Source organism: Pseudomonas sp. lyk4-TYG-107, from assembly GCF_030209055.1.
Classification (GTDB): domain Bacteria; phylum Pseudomonadota; class Gammaproteobacteria; order Pseudomonadales; family Pseudomonadaceae; genus Aquipseudomonas; species Aquipseudomonas putida_A.
In genome coordinates this window covers 125804-143948 of record NZ_JARVST010000007.1, presented here as the reverse complement: position 1 = coordinate 143948, position 18145 = coordinate 125804, and the positions used below count along the sequence as shown (strand labels likewise).

At 60.1% G+C, this 18145-nt stretch carries 15 protein-coding genes and 1 tRNA gene; 12 read left to right on the top strand and 4 right to left on the bottom strand.

Going from position 1 to position 18145, the window contains the following annotated elements; genetic code table 11:
* Positions 1 to 261: 261 nt before the first annotated feature.
* The 12 genes from arcD (at position 262) to QRN61_RS08150 (ending at position 15051) form a co-directional block, all read left to right on the top strand.
* Positions 262 to 1689 carry an arginine-ornithine antiporter gene (gene arcD / locus QRN61_RS08205; RefSeq protein ID WP_183784099.1) on the top strand — a complete coding sequence of 476 codons (1428 nt, stop codon included), beginning with the start codon at positions 262 to 264 and terminating at the stop codon, positions 1687 to 1689.
* A gap of 31 nt (positions 1690 to 1720) precedes the next feature.
* Positions 1721 to 2977 (top strand): arginine deiminase, encoded by a 1257-nt coding sequence (gene arcA, locus QRN61_RS08200; RefSeq protein WP_150368611.1) that lies wholly within the window; start codon positions 1721 to 1723, stop codon positions 2975 to 2977.
* A 69-nt stretch (positions 2978 to 3046) separates the two neighbouring features.
* Positions 3047 to 4057: an ornithine carbamoyltransferase gene (locus QRN61_RS08195; RefSeq protein ID WP_003227481.1), complete on the top strand. Its 1011-nt coding sequence runs from the start codon at positions 3047 to 3049 to the stop codon at positions 4055 to 4057.
* A gap of 189 nt (positions 4058 to 4246) precedes the next feature.
* Positions 4247 to 5176: a carbamate kinase gene (gene arcC / locus QRN61_RS08190; RefSeq protein ID WP_096795079.1), complete on the top strand. Its 930-nt coding sequence runs from the start codon at positions 4247 to 4249 to the stop codon at positions 5174 to 5176.
* A gap of 62 nt (positions 5177 to 5238) precedes the next feature.
* The gene (locus QRN61_RS08185; RefSeq protein ID WP_285373543.1) at positions 5239 to 5601 is read left to right on the top strand and encodes a DUF5064 family protein; all 363 of its coding nucleotides are present in this window, start codon (positions 5239 to 5241) and stop codon (positions 5599 to 5601) included.
* 212 nt (positions 5602 to 5813) lie between these two features.
* On the top strand, positions 5814 to 7322 hold the full coding sequence (gene gcsR, locus QRN61_RS08180; protein WP_096795080.1) for a transcriptional regulator GcsR: 1509 nt from the start codon (positions 5814 to 5816) through the stop codon (positions 7320 to 7322).
* Positions 7323 to 7757: 435 nt separating this feature from the next.
* Positions 7758 to 8141, top strand: coding sequence for a glycine cleavage system protein GcvH (gene gcvH, locus QRN61_RS08175; RefSeq protein ID WP_027612543.1), 384 nt, complete (start codon positions 7758 to 7760; stop codon positions 8139 to 8141).
* An 11-nt stretch (positions 8142 to 8152) separates the two neighbouring features.
* The gene (gene gcvP, locus QRN61_RS08170; RefSeq protein WP_502942578.1) at positions 8153 to 11005 is read left to right on the top strand and encodes an aminomethyl-transferring glycine dehydrogenase; all 2853 of its coding nucleotides are present in this window, start codon (positions 8153 to 8155) and stop codon (positions 11003 to 11005) included.
* 207 nt (positions 11006 to 11212) lie between these two features.
* Entirely contained in the window at positions 11213 to 12589 is a 1377-nt protein-coding gene (locus tag QRN61_RS08165) for an L-serine ammonia-lyase (protein ID WP_285373542.1), read from the top strand.
* A 135-nt stretch (positions 12590 to 12724) separates the two neighbouring features.
* A complete protein-coding gene (gene gcvT, locus QRN61_RS08160; RefSeq protein WP_285373541.1) occupies positions 12725 to 13849 on the top strand; it encodes a glycine cleavage system aminomethyltransferase GcvT in 1125 nt (374 codons plus the stop codon).
* 403 nt (positions 13850 to 14252) lie between these two features.
* Entirely contained in the window at positions 14253 to 14465 is a 213-nt protein-coding gene (locus tag QRN61_RS08155; RefSeq protein ID WP_007934683.1) for a cold-shock protein, read from the top strand.
* Between the two features lie 97 nt (positions 14466 to 14562).
* Entirely contained in the window at positions 14563 to 15051 is a 489-nt protein-coding gene (locus QRN61_RS08150; protein ID WP_027612539.1) for an RDD family protein, read from the top strand.
* A 136-nt stretch (positions 15052 to 15187) separates the two neighbouring features.
* Here QRN61_RS08150 and nadA read toward each other — a convergent pair whose 3' ends face one another.
* From nadA to queE, 4 genes are all read right to left on the bottom strand, one after another.
* On the bottom strand, positions 15188 to 16246 hold the full coding sequence (gene nadA, locus QRN61_RS08145; RefSeq protein WP_003227499.1) for a quinolinate synthase NadA: 1059 nt from the start codon (positions 16244 to 16246) through the stop codon (positions 15188 to 15190).
* 271 nt (positions 16247 to 16517) lie between these two features.
* A tRNA-Lys gene (locus QRN61_RS08140) sits at positions 16518 to 16593 on the bottom strand.
* A gap of 41 nt (positions 16594 to 16634) precedes the next feature.
* Positions 16635 to 17348 carry a 7-cyano-7-deazaguanine synthase QueC gene (gene queC, locus QRN61_RS08135; RefSeq protein ID WP_285373540.1) on the bottom strand — a complete coding sequence of 238 codons (714 nt, stop codon included), beginning with the start codon at positions 17346 to 17348 and terminating at the stop codon, positions 16635 to 16637.
* A gap of 1 nt (position 17349) precedes the next feature.
* Positions 17350 to 17997 carry a 7-carboxy-7-deazaguanine synthase QueE gene (gene queE, locus QRN61_RS08130; protein WP_027612537.1) on the bottom strand — a complete coding sequence of 216 codons (648 nt, stop codon included), beginning with the start codon at positions 17995 to 17997 and terminating at the stop codon, positions 17350 to 17352.
* Positions 17998 to 18145 lie beyond the last annotated feature (148 nt).

Sequence of the window (18145 nt, the reverse complement as noted above, 5' to 3'; positions counted from 1 at the left end):
TGTACTGAAAACAGATGCTGAAAATTTGCCAAAAGCTGAAAAACAACTAGCGTGATAACTCTAAAGTAATAAGACCAATTCCCAACCACATCAGGCAAAAGCCTCTAGGACGGGCTTTCCAGGCGATAGCGTTATGCCTCCAGTTGTTTCATAAGTCATTCATTAACAATGGAATGTGGCCATGCACTGATCTATGTCAGCTGATTGAACAGACAACAGATCTACGCTGTGAACTCTTCTCTCCTGCAATGGAGTCATGCAATGTCTGAAGCTCCCGGAAAACTACGACTCGGTGCACTGGTTGCCTTGGTAGTCGGCTCAATGATTGGTGGCGGGATATTCTCTTTGCCACAAAACATGGCCGCTAGCGCCGACGTCGGCGCGGTATTGATTGGTTGGGCCATCACCGCTGTCGGCATGCTCACCCTCGCTTTTGTCTTTCAAACCCTCGCCAATCGCAAGCCTGACCTGGACGGCGGTGTCTACGCCTACGCCAAGGCCGGATTTGGCGACTACATGGGTTTCTCGTCCGCCTGGGGTTACTGGATCAGTGCCTGGCTGGGCAACGTTGGCTACTTTGTTCTGTTGTTCAGCACCCTCGGGTATTTCTTTCCGGTTTTCGGTGAAGGCAACACGGTGGCGGCGGTGATCGGCGCCTCGGTGCTGCTGTGGGCCGTGCACTTTCTGGTACTGCGCGGGATCAAGGAAGCGGCGTTCATCAACCTCGTGACCACCGTCGCCAAGGTCGTGCCATTGCTGCTGTTCGTGCTGATCGCGATCTTCGCCTTCAAACTGGACATCTTCACCGCCGACATCTGGGGTGTGAAAAACCCGGATCTGGGCAGCGTAATGAACCAGGTGCGCAACATGATGCTGGTTACCGTGTGGGTGTTCATCGGCATCGAGGGCGCGAGCATCTTCTCGGCGCGGGCGGAAAAACGCTCGGACGTCGGCAAGGCCACCGTCATCGGTTTCATCACCGTGCTGCTGTTCCTGGTGCTGGTCAACGTGCTGTCGCTGGGCATCATGACCCAGCCGGAACTGGCCAAACTGCAGAACCCGTCGATGGCCGCCGTGCTTGAGCACGTGGTCGGTCATTGGGGCGCGGTGCTGATCAGCGTCGGCCTGATCATCTCGCTGCTGGGCGCGCTGCTGTCGTGGGTGCTGCTGTGTGCGGAGATCATGTTCGCCGCCGCCAAAGACCACACCATGCCCGAGTTTCTGCGCAAGGAAAACGCCAACCACGTACCGGTCAACGCCCTGTGGCTGACCAACGCGATGGTCCAGCTGTTCCTGATCATCACCCTGTTTTCGGCCAGCACTTACCTGTCGCTGATCTACCTCGCCACTTCGATGATTCTGGTGCCGTACCTGTGGTCGGCGGCCTATGCCCTGCTGCTGGCGGTGCGCGGCGAAAGCTACGAGGGCTTCGCGGCCGAACGACGCAAGGATCTGATTATCGGCGGCATCGCGCTGATCTACGCGGTGTGGCTGCTGTATGCCGGCGGGGTCAAGTATCTGCTGCTCTCGGCCCTGCTCTACGCACCCGGCGCGATCCTGTTCGCCAAGGCCAAGCTGGAACTCAACCAACCGATTTTCACTAACGTCGAGAAGCTGATTTTCGCCGCAGTGGTTGTGGGTGCCCTGGTGGCTGCCTACGGTCTCTACGACGGCTTCCTGACCTTGTAACCCTTGATTTGTAATCTGGAGGATCACTGCAATGACCACGGAAAAAGTTAAGTACGGCGTCCACTCCGAAGCCGGCAAACTGCGCAAAGTCATGGTTTGCTCCCCAGGTCTGGCCCACCAGCGCCTGACCCCGAACAACTGCGATGAACTGCTGTTCGACGACGTGCTCTGGGTCGCCCAGGCCAAGCGCGACCACTTCGACTTCGTGACCAAGATGCGTGAACGCGGGATCGACGTGCTGGAAATGCACAACCTGCTGACCGACATCGTCGCCATCCCTGAAGCGCTGGACTGGATTCTCGAGCGCAAGGTTACCGCCGACTCGGTGGGCCTAGGCCTGATCAGCGAAGTCAAATCCTGGCTGAAAAGCCTTGAGCCGCGACACATCGCCGAATACCTGATTGGTGGCGTATCCGCCGATGATCTGCCGGACAGCTTCGGTGGCAAGACCATCCAGATGTTCCGCGACTTCCTCGGCCACTCCAGCTTTATCCTGCCGCCGCTGCCGAACACCCAGTTCACCCGCGACACCACCTGCTGGATCTACGGTGGCGTGACGCTGAACCCGATGTACTGGCCGGCGCGACGTCAGGAAACCCTGCTGACCACCGCCATCTACAAATTCCACCCGCAGTTCACCAACGCCGATTTCGAAATCTGGTACGGCGATCCGGACAAGGATCACGGCAGCTCGACCCTCGAGGGCGGCGACGTGATGCCGATCGGCAATGGCGTGGTGTTGATCGGCATGGGCGAACGCTCGTCGCGACAGGCGATCGGCCAACTGGCGCTGAACCTGTTCAAGAACAAGGCCGTGGAAAAAGTCATCGTCGCCGGCCTGCCGAAGTCCCGCGCCGCGATGCACCTGGACACCGTGTTCAGTTTCTGCGATCGCGACCTGGTGACGATTTTCCCGGAAGTGGTCAACCAGATCGTCGCCTTCACCCTGCGTCCTGACGAAAGCAAACAGGGCGGCATCGACATCCGCCGCGAAGAAGGCAGCTTCCTCGACACCGTGGCCAAAGCCCTCAACCTGCCGAAACTGCGCGTGGTGGAAACCGGCGGCAACAGCTTCGCCGCCGAACGCGAGCAATGGGACGACGGCAACAACGTGGTGGCCGTGGAACCGGGCGTGGTCATCGGCTACGACCGCAACACCTACACCAACACCCTGCTGCGCAAGGCCGGCGTGGAGGTCATCACCATCAGCGCCGGCGAACTGGGCCGAGGCCGTGGCGGCGGCCACTGCATGACCTGCCCGATCATCCGCGATCCAATCGATTACTAAACCTCTGAGCCTTGGCCGCGACTTACAAAGCGCGGCCAGGGGGATAACCGACACCGAAGGAGATCCATCATGGCTTTTAACATCCACAACCGTAACCTGCTCAGCCTGGAACACCACACCCCACGTGAGCTGCGTTATCTGCTCGACCTGTCCCGCGATCTGAAACGCGCCAAGTACACCGGCACCGAGCAGCAACACCTCAAGGGCAACAACATCGCCCTGATCTTCGAAAAAACCTCGACCCGCACCCGTTGCGCGTTCGAAGTGGCGGCCTACGACCAAGGCGCCAACGTCACCTACATCGACCCGAACTCATCGCAGATCGGCCACAAGGAAAGCATGAAAGACACGGCCCGCGTGCTGGGTCGCATGTACGACGCCATCGAATACCGTGGTTTCAAACAGGAAATTGTCGAAGAGCTGGCGAAGTTCGCCGGGGTGCCGGTGTTCAACGGCCTGACCGACGAATATCACCCAACGCAAATGATCGCCGACGTGCTGACCATGCGTGAACACGCCGACAAGCCGATCCACGAAATCAGCTACGCCTACCTCGGCGACGCGCGCAACAACATGGGCAACTCGCTGCTGCTGGTCGGCGCCAAGCTCGGCATGGACGTGCGCATCTGCGCGCCGAAAGCCCTGTGGCCGCATGACGATCTGGTCGATCGCTGCAAGAAATACGCGGAAGAATCCGGCGCGCGCATCACCCTCACCGAAGACCCGAAAGCCGCAGTCAAAGGCGTCGATTTCATCCACACCGACGTCTGGGTGTCGATGGGCGAGCCGGTTGAAGCCTGGGCCGAACGTATCCAGCAACTGCTGCCGTACCAGGTCAACAAAGAGCTGATGAAAGCCACCGGCAACCCGCGCACCAAGTTCATGCACTGCCTGCCGGCGTTTCACAACAGCGATACCAAGGTCGGCAAACAGATTGCCGAACAGTATCCGCACCTGGCCAACGGCATCGAAGTCACCGACGACGTGTTCGAGTCGCCCGCCTGCATCGCCTTCGAGCAAGCGGAAAACCGCATGCACACGATCAAGGCGATCCTGGTCTCGACCCTGGCTGATCTGTAACCGGAATAGCTCCCACTGAAAGAACCGGCTCCAAATGTGGGAGCGGGCTTGCTCGCGAAAGCGGTGTGTCATTCAACAGCCATGTCGACTGATCCGCCGCCTTCGGGAGCAAGCCCCCTCCCACATGGAATTCCGGTTCCGACAGGGAAACCGAGTCGTTTGCCATTTCTCTGCTGAAAGGATTGCACCATGCGTATCGTCGTAGCTCTGGGCGGTAACGCCCTGCTCCGTCGTGGCGAGCCGATGACCGCTGACAACCAGCGCGCCAACATCCGCATCGCCACCGAGCAAATCGCCAAGATCCATCCCGGCAATCAACTGGTCATCGCCCACGGCAATGGCCCGCAAGTCGGCCTGCTGTCGCTGCAGGCAGCGGCCTACACCTCCGTCACCCCTTACCCGCTGGACGTGCTCGGTGCCGAAACCGAAGGCATGATTGGCTACATCATCGAACAGGAACTGGGCAACCTGCTGGACTTCGAAGTGCCGTTCGCCACCCTGCTGACCCAGGTTGAAGTCGACGCCAAGGACCCGGCCTTCCAGAATCCGACCAAACCGATCGGCCCGGTCTACGACAAAGCCGAAGCGGAAAAACTCGCCGCCGAGAAAGGTTGGGCCATCGCTCCGGACGGCGACAAGTTCCGTCGTGTGGTGGCCAGTCCACGGCCGAAACGCATCTTCGAGATCCGTCCGATCAAGTGGCTGCTGGACAAGGGCAGCATCGTGATTTGTGCGGGTGGCGGCGGGATTCCGACCATGTACGACGAGCACCGCAACCTCAAGGGCATCGAGGCGGTGATCGACAAGGATCTGTGCTCGTCGCTGCTCGCCGAGCAACTGGAAGCTGACTTGCTGGTGATCGCCACCGACGTCAACGCGGCGTTCATCGACTACGGCAAGCCGTCGCAGAAAGCCATCGCCGAAGCCCACCCGGATGAACTGGAACGCCTCGGTTTCGCCGCTGGCTCCATGGGACCGAAGGTGCAGGCAGCCTGCGAATTCGCGCGCCATACTGGCAAGGTCGCGGTGATCGGTTCGCTGGCGGACATCGAAGCGATCGTCCAGGGCACTGCCGGCACACGCGTCAGCACGGCGAAGCCGGGCATCAGCTATCGATAATTAGAAACTCAAGGGCAGGCCCAGGGGGCTGCCCTTCTCCCATGCCTTGAAAGGAGAAACCCATGGCCCAGTTTGAACCCGGTCATTTGCATATTGAGCGGCACGCGTTGACCAAGGACGATGTCGATTACGACCTGTGCCTCGACTACCAAGTGTTCACCGATCCCAAAGAAGGCAAAGGGATGCAGTTCACCCTGCACGGCAATATCCAGGGCAAGGACATGAAGGAAACCTTCTTCCTGCCCAAGGACCAGGCCTACAACTTCGCCAGCAACGTGACCAAGATTGCCGAAAAGTACGGCATTCCCAAAACTCACAGCAGCATCGGCTCGCAGCACAAACATTACGACCTGATGTTCGAGGATGTGCGGGTGCAGTTGAATATGAAGTCCGGGGATCCGGTCAAACCGGAACACCTCGAATAACCCGAACCCAGCACATTCCTCCTGTGGGAGCGGGCTTGCTCGCGAAGGCGCCAGGTCAGTCACCATTTATGCTGTCTGACCTGGCGCCTTCGCGAGCAAGCCCGCTCCCACAAGGTATCCGTGTAGCGCTGACAATCGTTGCAGATTTCACCATTGCCCCGCCCCAAGGCATACTTGCCCCCCTCCGCATTCCAGAACACTGAACCGCCCCCATGCGTATCCACGTCAGCTTCATCGACCGCGTCGGCATCACCCAGGAAGTCCTGGCTATCCTCGGTGGGCGCAATCTCAATCTGGATGCGGTGGAGATGATTCCGCCCAACGTCTACATCGATGCACCGACCTTGAGCCCGCAAGTGCTCGAAGAGCTCAAAGATGCGTTGTTCCGGGTGCGCGGCGTGGAGGCCGTGGTGGTGGTCGACATCCTCCCCGGCCAGCGGCGGCACTTGCAGCTTGATGCACTGCTCGCGGCGATGACCGATCCGGTACTGGCCCTCGATAGCGCCGGCAAGGTGCTGCTGGCCAACCCGGCACTGATCGCGCTGTACGGGCGTGAACCGGCGGGGGAAAGTGTCTCGGAACTGTTCAACGATCCCGGCCTGTTGGAAACCCTGCTCGAGCAAGGCTTCCGCCTGCCGCTGCGCGAGATCACCGTCAATGGCCAGACCCTGCTGCTGGACGCCACGCCGATCACCGACGCCGGTGCGCTGCTGACCCTGTATCAGCCAAACCGTATCGGCGAACAGCTCTCGGCGTTGCACCATGACCATGCCGAAGGTTTCGATGCACTGCTCGGCGAATCCCCCGCAATCCGCACACTGAAGGCCCGCGCGCAACGAGTCGCAGCCCTCGACGCACCGCTGCTGATTCAAGGCGAAACCGGCACCGGTAAAGAACTGGTGGCCCGCGCTTGCCACGCGATCAGTGCGCGGCACAGTGCGCCGTTTCTCGCCTTGAACTGCGCGGCCCTGCCGGAGAACCTCGCCGAGAGCGAACTGTTCGGCTACGCCCCCGGTGCCTTTACCGGCGCGCAACGTGGCGGCAAACCGGGGCTGATGGAACTGGCCAACCAGGGCACGGTATTTCTCGACGAGATCGGCGAGATGTCGCCGTACTTGCAAGCCAAACTGCTGCGCTTTTTGAACGACGGTAGCTTCCGTCGAGTGGGCGGCGATCGTGAAGTGAAGGTCAACGTGCGGATCCTCAGCGCGACCCACCGCGACCTGGAAAAAATGGTCAGCGAAGGCCTGTTCCGCGAAGACCTGTTCTACCGTCTCAACGTGCTCAACGTCGAAGTGCCGCCGCTGCGTGAGCGCGGTCAGGACATTCTGCTGCTGGCGCGTTACTTCATGCAGCAGGCCTGTGCGCAGATTCAGCGTCCGGTGTGTCGCCTGGCACCGGGGACTTATCCAGCGCTGCTCGGCAACCGCTGGCCGGGCAACGTGCGCCAGTTGCAGAACGTGATCTTCCGCGCCGCGGCGATCTGCGAAAGCAGCCTGGTCGATATCGGTGATCTCGACATCGCCGGCACCTCGGTGGCGCGGCAGACCGACAGCGACGTCGACAGCCTCGAACAGGCCGTCGAGTCCTTCGAAAAATCGCTGCTGGAAAAACTCTACGTCAGCTACCCCTCGACCCGCCAACTGGCCAGCCGCCTGCAGACCTCGCACACGGCAATCGCCCATCGATTGCGCAAATACGGCATTCCGGGCAAGTCTTAAACTCACCGTAAATTCTCCTGTGGGAGCTGGCTTGCCAGCGATGACGTCGGCACATGCACCAATGGTGGTGACTGATCCACCGCTATCGCTGGCAAGCCAGCTCCCACAGAGTTATGTGGTGGATTCGAAATCCGTTCAAAACCGACCTCCATCTGTACTGAAAGCGCTACAGCGGAACGATATCGCTACACCCTCCTCCGATCACCGCTGCGCAAGGCTTTGATCCGCTTCAGCTTTTCTCCCCGCCCCAAGCTGTAGCGATTTCGCTACAGAAGCCCCACACCCATCACAACCAGAAACACATAACCATTTGATTTATATAGATAAATACAATCTGGCCGCGTTCTTGCTAAGTAACCGCTCATAAAACCAGGGCTTTCCCGCCCAAGCCTTCCACCGCGTCCACCAGACGAGTCTGGCCCCTTAGGAGTTTCCATGAGCGAGTTGCGTTTTACTGAAGATCACGAATGGCTGCGCACCGAAGCTGACGGCAGCGTTACTGTCGGCATCACCGCTTTCGCGCAGAACGCTTTGGGCGACGTGGTGTTCGTGCAACTGCCTGAGCTGCAGGCTTACGAAAAAGGCGCCGAAGCCGCCACCGTGGAATCGGTGAAAGCCGCCAGCGGCGTGTACATGCCGCTCGATGGTGAAGTTGTGGAAGTCAACCCGGCATTGGACGGCAGCCCGGAACTGGTCAACGAAGATCCGCTGGGCGAAGGCTGGTTCTTCCGTTTCCAGCCAAGCGACGCCGCCGCTGTCGGCAAACTGCTCGATCAAGACGCCTACGACCGCCTGATCAAAGCCCAAGCCGAAGCCTGAGGAGTAACGACATGACCCAAGTAAACCTCGGCACTGCCAACGAATTCATCGCCCGTCACATCGGCCCACGCGCCGGTGACGAGCAAGCCATGCTCAACAGCCTCGGCTTCGACTCGCTCGAAGCGCTGAGCGCCAGCGTCATCCCGGAAAGCATCAAGGGCACCAGCGTGCTCGGCCTGGACGACGGCCTGAGCGAAGCCGATGCACTGGCTATGATCAAATCGATCGCCGGCAAAAACCAACTGTTCAAGACCTACATCGGCCAGGGCTACTACAACTGCCACACGCCGTCGCCGATCCTGCGCAACCTGTTGGAAAACCCGGCCTGGTACACCGCTTACACCCCGTACCAGCCGGAAATTTCCCAGGGCCGTCTCGAAGCGCTGCTGAACTTCCAGACCCTGATCAGCGACCTCACCGGCCTGCCGATCGCCAACGCCTCGCTGCTCGACGAAGCCACCGCCGCTGCCGAAGCCATGACCTTCTGCAAACGCCTGAGCAAAAACAAGGGCAGCCACCAGTTCTTCGCCTCGATCCACAGCCACCCGCAAACCCTCGACGTGCTGCGCACCCGTGCCGAGCCGCTGGGCATTGACGTGGTGGTTGGCGATGAGCGTGAACTGAGCGACGTCACGCCGTTTTTCGGCGCGCTGCTGCAATACCCGGCGAGCAACGGTGATGTGTTCGACTACCGCGAACTGACCGAGCGCTTCCACGCCGCCAACGCGTTGGTGGCCGTGGCTGCCGATCTGCTGGCCCTGACTTTGCTGACCGCCCCGGGCGAGTTCGGCGCCGACGTCGCCATCGGTTCCGCGCAACGCTTCGGCGTGCCGCTGGGCTTCGGTGGCCCGCACGCGGCTTACTTCTCCACCAAGGATGCGTTCAAGCGTGACATGCCGGGCCGTCTGGTCGGTGTTTCGGTTGACCGTTTCGGCAAGCCGGCCCTGCGTCTGGCGATGCAGACCCGCGAGCAACACATCCGCCGCGAGAAGGCCACGTCGAACATCTGCACCGCGCAGGTGCTGTTGGCCAACATCGCCAGCATGTACGCCGTGTATCACGGCCCGAAAGGCCTGACCCAGATCGCCAACCGCGTGCATCACCTGACCGCGATTCTGGCCAAGGGCCTGAGCGCACTGGGCCAGACCGTCGAGCAGACAAGCTTCTTCGACACCCTGACCGTAGCCACCGGCGCACACACCGCCACGCTGCACGACAAGGCACACGCCGCGCAGATCAACCTGCGAGTCATCGATGCCCAGCGTCTGGGCCTGTCGGTGGACGAAACCACCACTCAGGCTGACATCGAAACCCTGTGGGGCCTGTTCGCCGACGGCAAGGCCCTGCCGGACTTCGCTGCGCTGGCCGCGTCGGTGCAAAGCACCATCCCGGCGGCGCTGGTACGTCAGTCGCCAATCCTCAGCCACCCGGTGTTCAACCGTTATCACTCGGAAACCGAGCTGATGCGCTACCTGCGCAAACTGGCGGACAAGGACCTGGCACTGGATCGCACCATGATCCCGTTGGGCTCGTGCACCATGAAACTCAACGCCGCGAGCGAAATGATCCCGGTGACCTGGGCCGAATTCGGCGCCCTGCACCCGTTCGCCCCGGCCGCACAAAGCGCCGGTTATCAGCAATTGACCGACGAACTGGAAGCGATGCTCTGCGCCGCCACCGGTTACGACGCGATCTCGCTGCAACCGAACGCCGGTTCGCAAGGTGAGTACGCAGGCCTGCTGGCGATTCGCGCTTACCACCAGAGCCGTGGCGACGAGCGCCGCGACATCTGCCTGATCCCGTCGTCGGCCCACGGCACCAACCCGGCCACCGCCAACATGGCCGGCATGCGCGTGGTGGTGACCGCGTGCGATGCGCGTGGCAACGTCGATATCGAAGACCTGCGCGCCAAAGCCATCGAGCACCGCGAACACCTCGCGGCGCTGATGATCACCTACCCGTCGACCCACGGCGTGTTCGAAGAAGGCATCCGCGAAATCTGCGGAATCATTCACGACAACGGCGGCCAGGTGTACATCGACGGCGCCAACATGAACGCGATGGTCGGCCTCTGCGCGCCAGGCAAGTTCGGCGGCGACGTGTCGCACCTGAACCTGCACAAAACCTTCTGTATTCCGCACGGCGGTGGCGGCCCGGGCGTCGGCCCGATTGGCGTCAAGTCGCACCTGACCCCGTTCCTGCCGGGTCACGGCCAGATGGCACGCAAGGAAGGCGCGGTCTGCGCAGCACCGTTCGGCAGCGCAAGCATTCTGCCGATCACCTGGATGTACATTCGCATGATGGGCGGCGCCGGTCTCAAGCGTGCTTCGCAACTGGCGATCCTCAATGCCAACTACATTTCCCGTCGCCTCGAAGAGCACTATCCAGTGCTGTACACCGGCAGCAACGGGCTGGTGGCGCACGAATGCATCCTCGATCTGCGTCCACTGAAAGACAGCAGCGGCATCAGCGTCGATGACGTCGCCAAGCGTCTGATCGACTTCGGCTTCCACGCCCCGACCATGTCGTTCCCGGTCGCCGGCACGCTGATGATCGAGCCGACCGAAAGCGAATCCAAGGAAGAACTGGACCGCTTCTGCGACGCCATGATCCGCATCCGCGAAGAAATCCGCGCAGTGGAAAACGGCACGCTGGACAAGGACGACAACCCACTGAAGAACGCACCACACACAGCGGCGGAGCTGGTTGGCGAGTGGACCCACCCGTACAGCCGCGAGCAAGCGGTGTATCCGGTGGCGTCGTTGGTCGAACGCAAATACTGGCCGCCGGTCGGTCGCGTCGACAACGTCTTCGGCGACCGCAACCTGGTCTGCGCCTGCCCGTCGATCGAAAGCTACGCTTAAGCGGATGAGGGGCAGGTCACCTGCCCCGATTTTCAGCAACACCATAGATCCCAATGTGGGAGCGGGCTTGCTCGCGAATGCGGTGTATCAATCGCCATCAATGTTGCCTGACACACCGCATTCGCGAGCAAGCCCGCTCCCACAGGGGATTTGTGTCCAGCCTCGAGCTTGCGCCAATTCCTATAACAAGAAACCGGAGAACCACTCATGTCGTTAAGCGTGTTCGACCTGTTCAAGATTGGCATCGGCCCTTCCAGCTCCCACACCGTCGGCCCGATGCGTGCCGCTGCGCGCTTCGCCGAAGGCCTGCGCCGCGATGACCTGCTGGCGGCCACCAGCACCATTAAAGTCGAGCTGTACGGCTCGCTCGGCGCCACCGGCAAGGGGCACGGCAGCGACAAAGCCGTGCTGCTTGGCCTTGAAGGTGAACACCCGGACACCGTCGATACCGAAACCGTCGCCGCACGCCTGCAGGATATTCGCGGCAATGGCCGGCTGAATCTGCTCGGAGAACACAGCATTGCGTTCAACGAGAAAGAACACCTGGCGATGATCCGCAAACCGTTGGCCTATCACCCCAACGGCATGATCTTTCGTGCCTTCGATGCTGCCGGTATTCAGATCCGCAGCCGCGAGTACTACTCGGTCGGTGGTGGTTTCGTCGTTGATGAAGATGCGGCCGGTGCCGACCGAATCGTCGAAGACGCGACACCGCTGACCTTCCCGTTCAAAAGTGCCAAGGACTTGCTCGGCCATTGCGCCACCTACGGTCTGTCGATCAGTCAGGTGATGCTGACCAATGAAAGCGCCTGGCGCCCGGAGGCGGAAACCCGCGCCGGTCTGCTGAAAATCTGGCAAGTGATGCAGGACTGCGTCGCCGCTGGCTGTCGCAACGAAGGCATTCTGCCGGGCGGGCTGAAGGTCAAACGCCGGGCGGCGGCATTGCATCGGCAACTGTGCAAGAACCCGGAATCAGCGCTGCGTGATCCGCTGTCGGTGCTGGACTGGGTCAACCTGTACGCCCTCGCCGTCAACGAAGAAAACGCCAACGGCGGCCGCGTGGTCACCGCGCCCACCAACGGCGCGGCGGGCATCATCCCCGCGGTGCTGCATTACTACATGCGCTTTATCCCGGGTGCGAACGATGACGGCGTGGTGCGCTTTCTGCTGACCGCCGCCGCGATCGGCATTCTGTACAAGGAAAACGCCTCGATCTCCGGCGCCGAAGTCGGCTGTCAGGGCGAGGTCGGCGTGGCTTGCTCGATGGCCGCCGGCGCGCTGTGTGAAGTGCTTGGCGGCAGCGTGCAGCAAGTCGAGAACGCGGCGGAAATCGGCATGGAACACAACCTCGGCCTGACCTGCGACCCGATTGGCGGGCTGGTGCAGGTGCCGTGCATCGAGCGCAATGCCATGGGCTCGGTGAAAGCGATCAACGCGGTGCGCATGGCCATGCGCGGCGACGGGCAACACTTCGTCTCCCTCGACAAAGTCATCCGCACCATGCGCCAGACCGGCGCCGACATGAAAAGCAAATACAAAGAGACCGCCCGCGGCGGTCTGGCAGTCAACATCATCGAATGCTGATTTATGTCCTCTCCTTTTGGTAGAGGACCGCACTTAGCCCCCTCTCCCTCCGGGAGAGGGCTGGGGTGAGGGGCTTTTGATCTTGATCTAAATCTAGCCCCATGCCCCCAAACTCAAACTTTCAAGGAGCCACGCATGTCCACCGAACAACTGTCGAAAACCCCGCTGCACGCTCTGCACATCGAACTCGGCGCCCGCATGGTGCCGTTCGCCGGCTACGACATGCCGGTGCAATACCCGCTGGGCGTGATGAAAGAACACCAGCACACCCGTGAACAGGCCGGGCTGTTCGATGTCTCGCACATGGGCCAGATCCGCCTGACCGGCGCCAATGCCGCCAAGGCTCTGGAAACCCTGGTGCCGGTGGATATCATCGACCTGCCGGTGGGCATGCAGCGCTACGCAATGTTCACCAACGACAACGGCGGCATCCTCGACGACCTGATGGTCGCCAATCTCGGTAACGACGAGCTGTTCCTGGTGGTCAACGCCGCGTGCAAGGATCAGGATCTGGCGCATCTGCAACAACACATTGGCGATCAGTGCACCATTACGGAGCTGTTCGAAGCGCGCGCGCTGCTGGCGTTGCAAGGCCCGGCTGCGGTCACCGTGCTGGCGCGTCTTGCGCCAGAGGTGGCGAAGATGACGTTCATGCAGTTCAATCGCGTGCAACTGCTGGACGTGGATTGCTTCGTCAGCCGTTCGGGCTACACCGGTGAAGACGGTTTCGAAATCTCGGTGCCCGCCGCCGATGCAGAAAAACTCGCCCGCGCCCTGCTGGCCGAACCGGAAGTTCAGGCCATCGGCCTCGGCGCCCGCGACTCGCTGCGCCTGGAAGCCGGCCTGTGCCTGTACGGGCACGACATGAACACCGAGACCACGCCGATCGAAGCCAGCCTGTTGTGGGCAATCTCCAAGCCACGTCGTGCCGACGGCGCACGGGCCGGTGGTTTCCCGGGGGCAGAGACAGTTTTTGCTCAGCAGCAGAATGGCGTCGCGCGCAAACGCGTCGGTCTGCTGCCACAGGAACGTACGCCGGTGCGTGAAGGCGCAGAAATCGTCAACGACGCGGGCGAAATCATCGGCAGCGTGTGCAGCGGCGGCTTCGGTCCGACCTTGGGCGGGCCGTTGGCAATGGGTTACCTCGACAGCGCTTATGTCACCCTGGATACGCCAGTCTGGGCCATCGTTCGTGGGAAAAAGGTGCAAATGCTTGTAAGCAAAATGCCATTTGTTCCACAACGCTACTATCGTGGTTGATTGACTGTTTCTATAAGTAACGCGATTGCGTTATGCGTGCACTAATGTGTAACGCAATCGCCACAAAAAAGTGCATTTTCTAACATTTGATTCGATTATGAACTTTACTTATAACGTTCGAAAACTTTTGAACAAGCTAATCGTCTAAGCCGCACTAGCAGACTGACTAACTGCCAGCAGGGACAGTAAAACCGGGGCCTTCGCGGGGCTTGTTTTTTCTCCCGTAGTTGGCGTAGAGTTTGTCCACTGTGTTTGCATGGGTCAGCTTGGAATCGTGACCTGGGCAGTAGCCTACAAGTTAGCTACATCCCGCTCGACGTCTTCTTACTCTCCTGCAACCAGCCCCAGTACTCTTTCATGAGAAAGAGGCTGTCATCAATTTATGCGTCAAAGGAAATAAGAAATGTCCCAACGTCAGAGCGGTACCGTCAAGTGGTTTAACGACGAGAAAGGTTTTGGTTTTATCACTCCAGAAAGCGGTCCGGATCTGTTCGTGCATTTCCGCGCTATTCAGGGCAACGGCTTCAAGAGCCTGAAAGAAGGCCAGAAAGTGACCTTCGTTGCTGTGCAAGGCCAGAAAGGCATGCAGGCTGATGAAGTACAAGCAGAAGGTTAATCTTCTGTAACGAAAAAGCCCCTGATATTGATATCAGGGGCTTTTTTGTGCGCGCGAATCCGTAAAATGGCGCTTCATTTTGCGTCCAGAGGCTGCCATGTCGAAGAACCTGCTCACTCCCCAGGGCGACTTTCCTGCTGTTGGCCTCGGCCGGCGCCTGGCCGCGATGTTCTATGACTTCCTGTTGTGCACTGCCCTGCTGATCGTCACCGGATTCGTCTACAAGTTGATCCAGGCAGCGATCATCGGTGAAGAACGCCTGCGCGTGCTGACCGACGCCGGAAAAATGGATGGCGATCCGCTGTATTCCACGGTGTTACTGCTGGTGCTGTTCGCATTTTTCGCCAAGTTCTGGACCCACGGCGGGCAGACACTGGGCATGCAGGTATGGGGCATACGCGTACAGAACGTCGATGGCAGCGCGATCAGCCTGTGGCAGGCGCTGCTGCGCTTCATGGTGTCGATCGCTTCGTGGCTGTGTGTGGGGCTAGGCTTCCTCTGGTCGCTGTACGACAAGCAGAAGCGCACCTGGCACGACATCTACTCCGATACCCGCGTGGTGCGGATTCCGAAGAAGACCAAATAGTTTCCAGACACCGAATACCACTGTGGGAGCGAGCCTGCTCGCGAAAGCGTAGTATCAGCCGACATTTATATTTGCTGATTCACCGCCTTCGCGAGCAGGCTCGCTCCCACAGGTTTTGCGCTGTTTCTGAAGGACCTCAGGCGTTACCCGCCAGCTTCATCCGCGCCGCCTGGGTGAAATCCAGCATGCGCTTCAACGGACGGATCGCCTGCGGAATCAGCGCCGGATCGACAAAGATCTCGTTCGTCCCTTCCTTCAGGCTCTTGAGCGTGCGCTCAAGGGTGTTCATGGCCATCCACGGGCAATGTGCGCAACTGCGGCACGCGGCGCCGTTACCGGCGGTTGGCGCCTCGATGAAGACCTTGTCCGGGCACAGCTGCTGCATCTTGTAGAAGATGCCACGGTCGGTGGCGACGATCAGGGTCTTGTTCGGGAGGCTTTGCGCAGCAGCGATCAACTGACTGGTGGAACCGACGGCGTCTGCCAGTTCGATCACCGAGGTCGGCGACTCCGGATGCACCAGAATCGCGGCGTCCGGATACAGCGCCTTCATGTCTTCGAGCTGCTTGGACTTGAACTCTTCGTGGACGATGCAGGCACCGTCCCACAGCAGCATGTCAGCGCCGGTCTTGCGCTGGATGTAAGTGCCCAGGTGCTTGTCCGGGCCCCAGATGATGGTCTCGCCGTTGTCCATCAGGCTTTCGACGATCTCCAGTGCGCAGCTCGACGTTACCACCCAGTCAGCCCGGGCTTTGACCGCGGCCGAGGTGTTGGCGTACACCACCACCGTGCGCTCCGGGTGCTGATCGCAGAATGCCGAGAACTCGTCCACCGGGCAACCGAGGTCCAGCGAGCAGGTCGCGTCCAGGGTCGGCATCAGCACGCGTTTTTCCGGGTTGAGGATCTTCGCGGTCTCGCCCATGAACTTTACGCCGGCGACCACCACGGTCTTGGCCGGGTGAGCGTTGCCGAAGCGCGCCATTTCGAGGGAGTCGGACACACAGCCGCCGGTTTCTTCGGCCAGGGCCTGAATCACCGGATCGCAATAGAAGTGGGCCACCAGCACCGCGTCCTGAGCCTTGAGCTCGGCGGCGATGGCGGAACGGTAGTAGGCCTCTTCCTCGGCAGTCAGCGGTTTGGGCTGTTTGGCATCGAGGTGGGCTTGAACCAGAAGGCGTTCGGAAATCTGCGTCATGTTCGCAAGACCTGCAGGCGCTTTCGCGCGAAAGTCGAGTATACACCCGGCTCCGGACCACTTGAGGGTACCGCCGGGAGAGTGAGTATTATCAGGCACGGACAGCGTTGAAGCTGCGCAAGGCTACAGAATATCCCGTTGATACAAAAGATGATTCTGACCTGTGTCAGCACAGGCAACGATGAACAGAGCGGTGCCCGAATCGCAGGCAAAAAAAAACCCGGAAATCCTCACTTTCGTGGGCCTTCCGGATTTTCTAAACCGCCAAATATGGTGGGTCGTGTGGGATTCGAACCTACGACCAATTGGTTAAAAGCCAACTGCTCTACCAACTGAGCTAACGACCCGCTGTGTGGTGGCGCGTATAATACTGATTTTTAAGGACTATTCAACACCTTTTTGAAAAAAATAAAAAATAAGGTGTTGGATCGCTTACACCGGCCGCTGCGAAGCCTTCTGCACGCAGGCGGCAGCTGTCGCATTTGCCGCACGCGCGGCCTTCATCGTCCGCCTGATAGCAGGAAACGGTCAGGCCGTAATCCACGCCCAGCTTCACGCCCGCCTGGACGATCTGCGCCTTGCTCAGGTTCTGCAGCGGTGCCTGGATGCGGAAACCGTTGCCTTCCACGCCCGCCTTGGTCGCCAGATTGGCCATGCGCTCGAACGACTCGATGAACTCCGGACGGCAATCCGGGTAACCGGAATAGTCCACCGCGTTGACCCCGATAAAGATGTCACGCGCGCCAAGCACTTCAGCCCAGCCCAGCGCCAGTGACAGGAACACCGTGTTGCGCGCCGGCACGTAGGTCACCGGGATGCCCTCGCCCAGCTCTTCCGGGATATCGATGCTGGTGTCGGTCAGCGCGGAGCCGCCCATACCGTTCAGGTTCAGGCCGATCACTTTGTGCTCGACCACACCCAGATCGCGAGCGACGCGCGCTGCGGCATGCAGCTCCGCATGAGAGCGCTGGCCGTAATCGAAACTCATGGTGTAGCAGGCGTAGCCTTCAGCCCGGGCCATCGCGACCACAGTAGCCGAATCGAGGCCACCCGACAGCAGGATTACTGCACGTTTTTCGTGAGTGTTCAGTTGTTCAGTCATATCAGCGCCCTGGCTCGTCATTCCATAGATATTTATGCAGCTGCAATTGCAACCGCACCGGCAGGTTGTCTGCCACCACCCAGTCCGCCAGATCCCTGGCATTGAGGTCATGATGACTTGGGGAAAACAGCACTTCACCCGCACGTTGATCGAGACCGTACTGGATCAGTTTGGAAACCGCCCAGTCATAGTCGTCCCGCGAGCAGATGACAAACTTCACCTGATCGTTGGGCGTCAACAGTTCGATGTTTTCGTAGCGGTTGCGGTGCGCCTCCTTGGAGTCCGGCGTCTTCAAGTCGACTACGCGACTGACGCGCGAATCTACCGCCGAGATATCGAGTGCACCACTGGTTTCCAGTGACACTTCGTAACCGGCATCACACAATTGCTTGAGCAACGGGATGGCATTGGGCTGCGCCAGCGGTTCACCGCCGGTCACGCAGACGTAGCGCGGGCGAAACCCGGCCACTTGTTCGAGGATATCGTCGAGGGTGCGGATCGTACCGCCGCTGAACGCGTAGGCGCTGTCGCAGTATTGGCAACGCAATGGGCAACCGGTCAGGCGCACAAAAACCGTGGGCAGCCCGGCAGTCCGCGTTTCCCCCTGCAACGAGTAGAAAACTTCGGTAATTCTCAATGTGTCTTGCATAGTCGCCACGGGCGTAACAGCTAAACAGGCTGTCCGCCTCCGTCAGGCACTTCAGGCAACCCCGCCAACGCGTAGATCACCAGAAGCGTGTTTCAGAAAAAGGGCGTGAATTCTAACGAATAAACCCGCGACAAGCGCGGGTTTCTTC

Bases quoted from the DNA above. Each gene is read 5' to 3' on its own strand.
- arcD (WP_183784099.1), top strand. From the start codon at position 262: ATGTCTGAAGCTCCCGGAAAACTACGACTCGGTGCACTGGTTGCCTTG.
- arcA (WP_150368611.1), top strand. From the start codon at position 1,721: ATGACCACGGAAAAAGTTAAGTACGGCGTCCACTCCGAAGCCGGCAAA.
- QRN61_RS08195 (WP_003227481.1), top strand. From the start codon at position 3,047: ATGGCTTTTAACATCCACAACCGTAACCTGCTCAGCCTGGAACACCAC.
- arcC (WP_096795079.1), top strand. From the start codon at position 4,247: ATGCGTATCGTCGTAGCTCTGGGCGGTAACGCCCTGCTCCGTCGTGGC.
- QRN61_RS08185 (WP_285373543.1), top strand. From the start codon at position 5,239: ATGGCCCAGTTTGAACCCGGTCATTTGCATATTGAGCGGCACGCGTTG.
- gcsR (WP_096795080.1), top strand. From the start codon at position 5,814: ATGCGTATCCACGTCAGCTTCATCGACCGCGTCGGCATCACCCAGGAA.
- gcvH (WP_027612543.1), top strand. From the start codon at position 7,758: ATGAGCGAGTTGCGTTTTACTGAAGATCACGAATGGCTGCGCACCGAA.
- gcvP (WP_502942578.1), top strand. From the start codon at position 8,153: ATGACCCAAGTAAACCTCGGCACTGCCAACGAATTCATCGCCCGTCAC.
- QRN61_RS08165 (WP_285373542.1), top strand. From the start codon at position 11,213: ATGTCGTTAAGCGTGTTCGACCTGTTCAAGATTGGCATCGGCCCTTCC.
- gcvT (WP_285373541.1), top strand. From the start codon at position 12,725: ATGTCCACCGAACAACTGTCGAAAACCCCGCTGCACGCTCTGCACATC.
- QRN61_RS08155 (WP_007934683.1), top strand. From the start codon at position 14,253: ATGTCCCAACGTCAGAGCGGTACCGTCAAGTGGTTTAACGACGAGAAA.
- QRN61_RS08150 (WP_027612539.1), top strand. From the start codon at position 14,563: ATGTCGAAGAACCTGCTCACTCCCCAGGGCGACTTTCCTGCTGTTGGC.
- nadA (WP_003227499.1), bottom strand. From the start codon at position 16,246: ATGACGCAGATTTCCGAACGCCTTCTGGTTCAAGCCCACCTCGATGCC.
- queC (WP_285373540.1), bottom strand. From the start codon at position 17,348: ATGACTGAACAACTGAACACTCACGAAAAACGTGCAGTAATCCTGCTG.
- queE (WP_027612537.1), bottom strand. From the start codon at position 17,997: ATGCAAGACACATTGAGAATTACCGAAGTTTTCTACTCGTTGCAGGGG.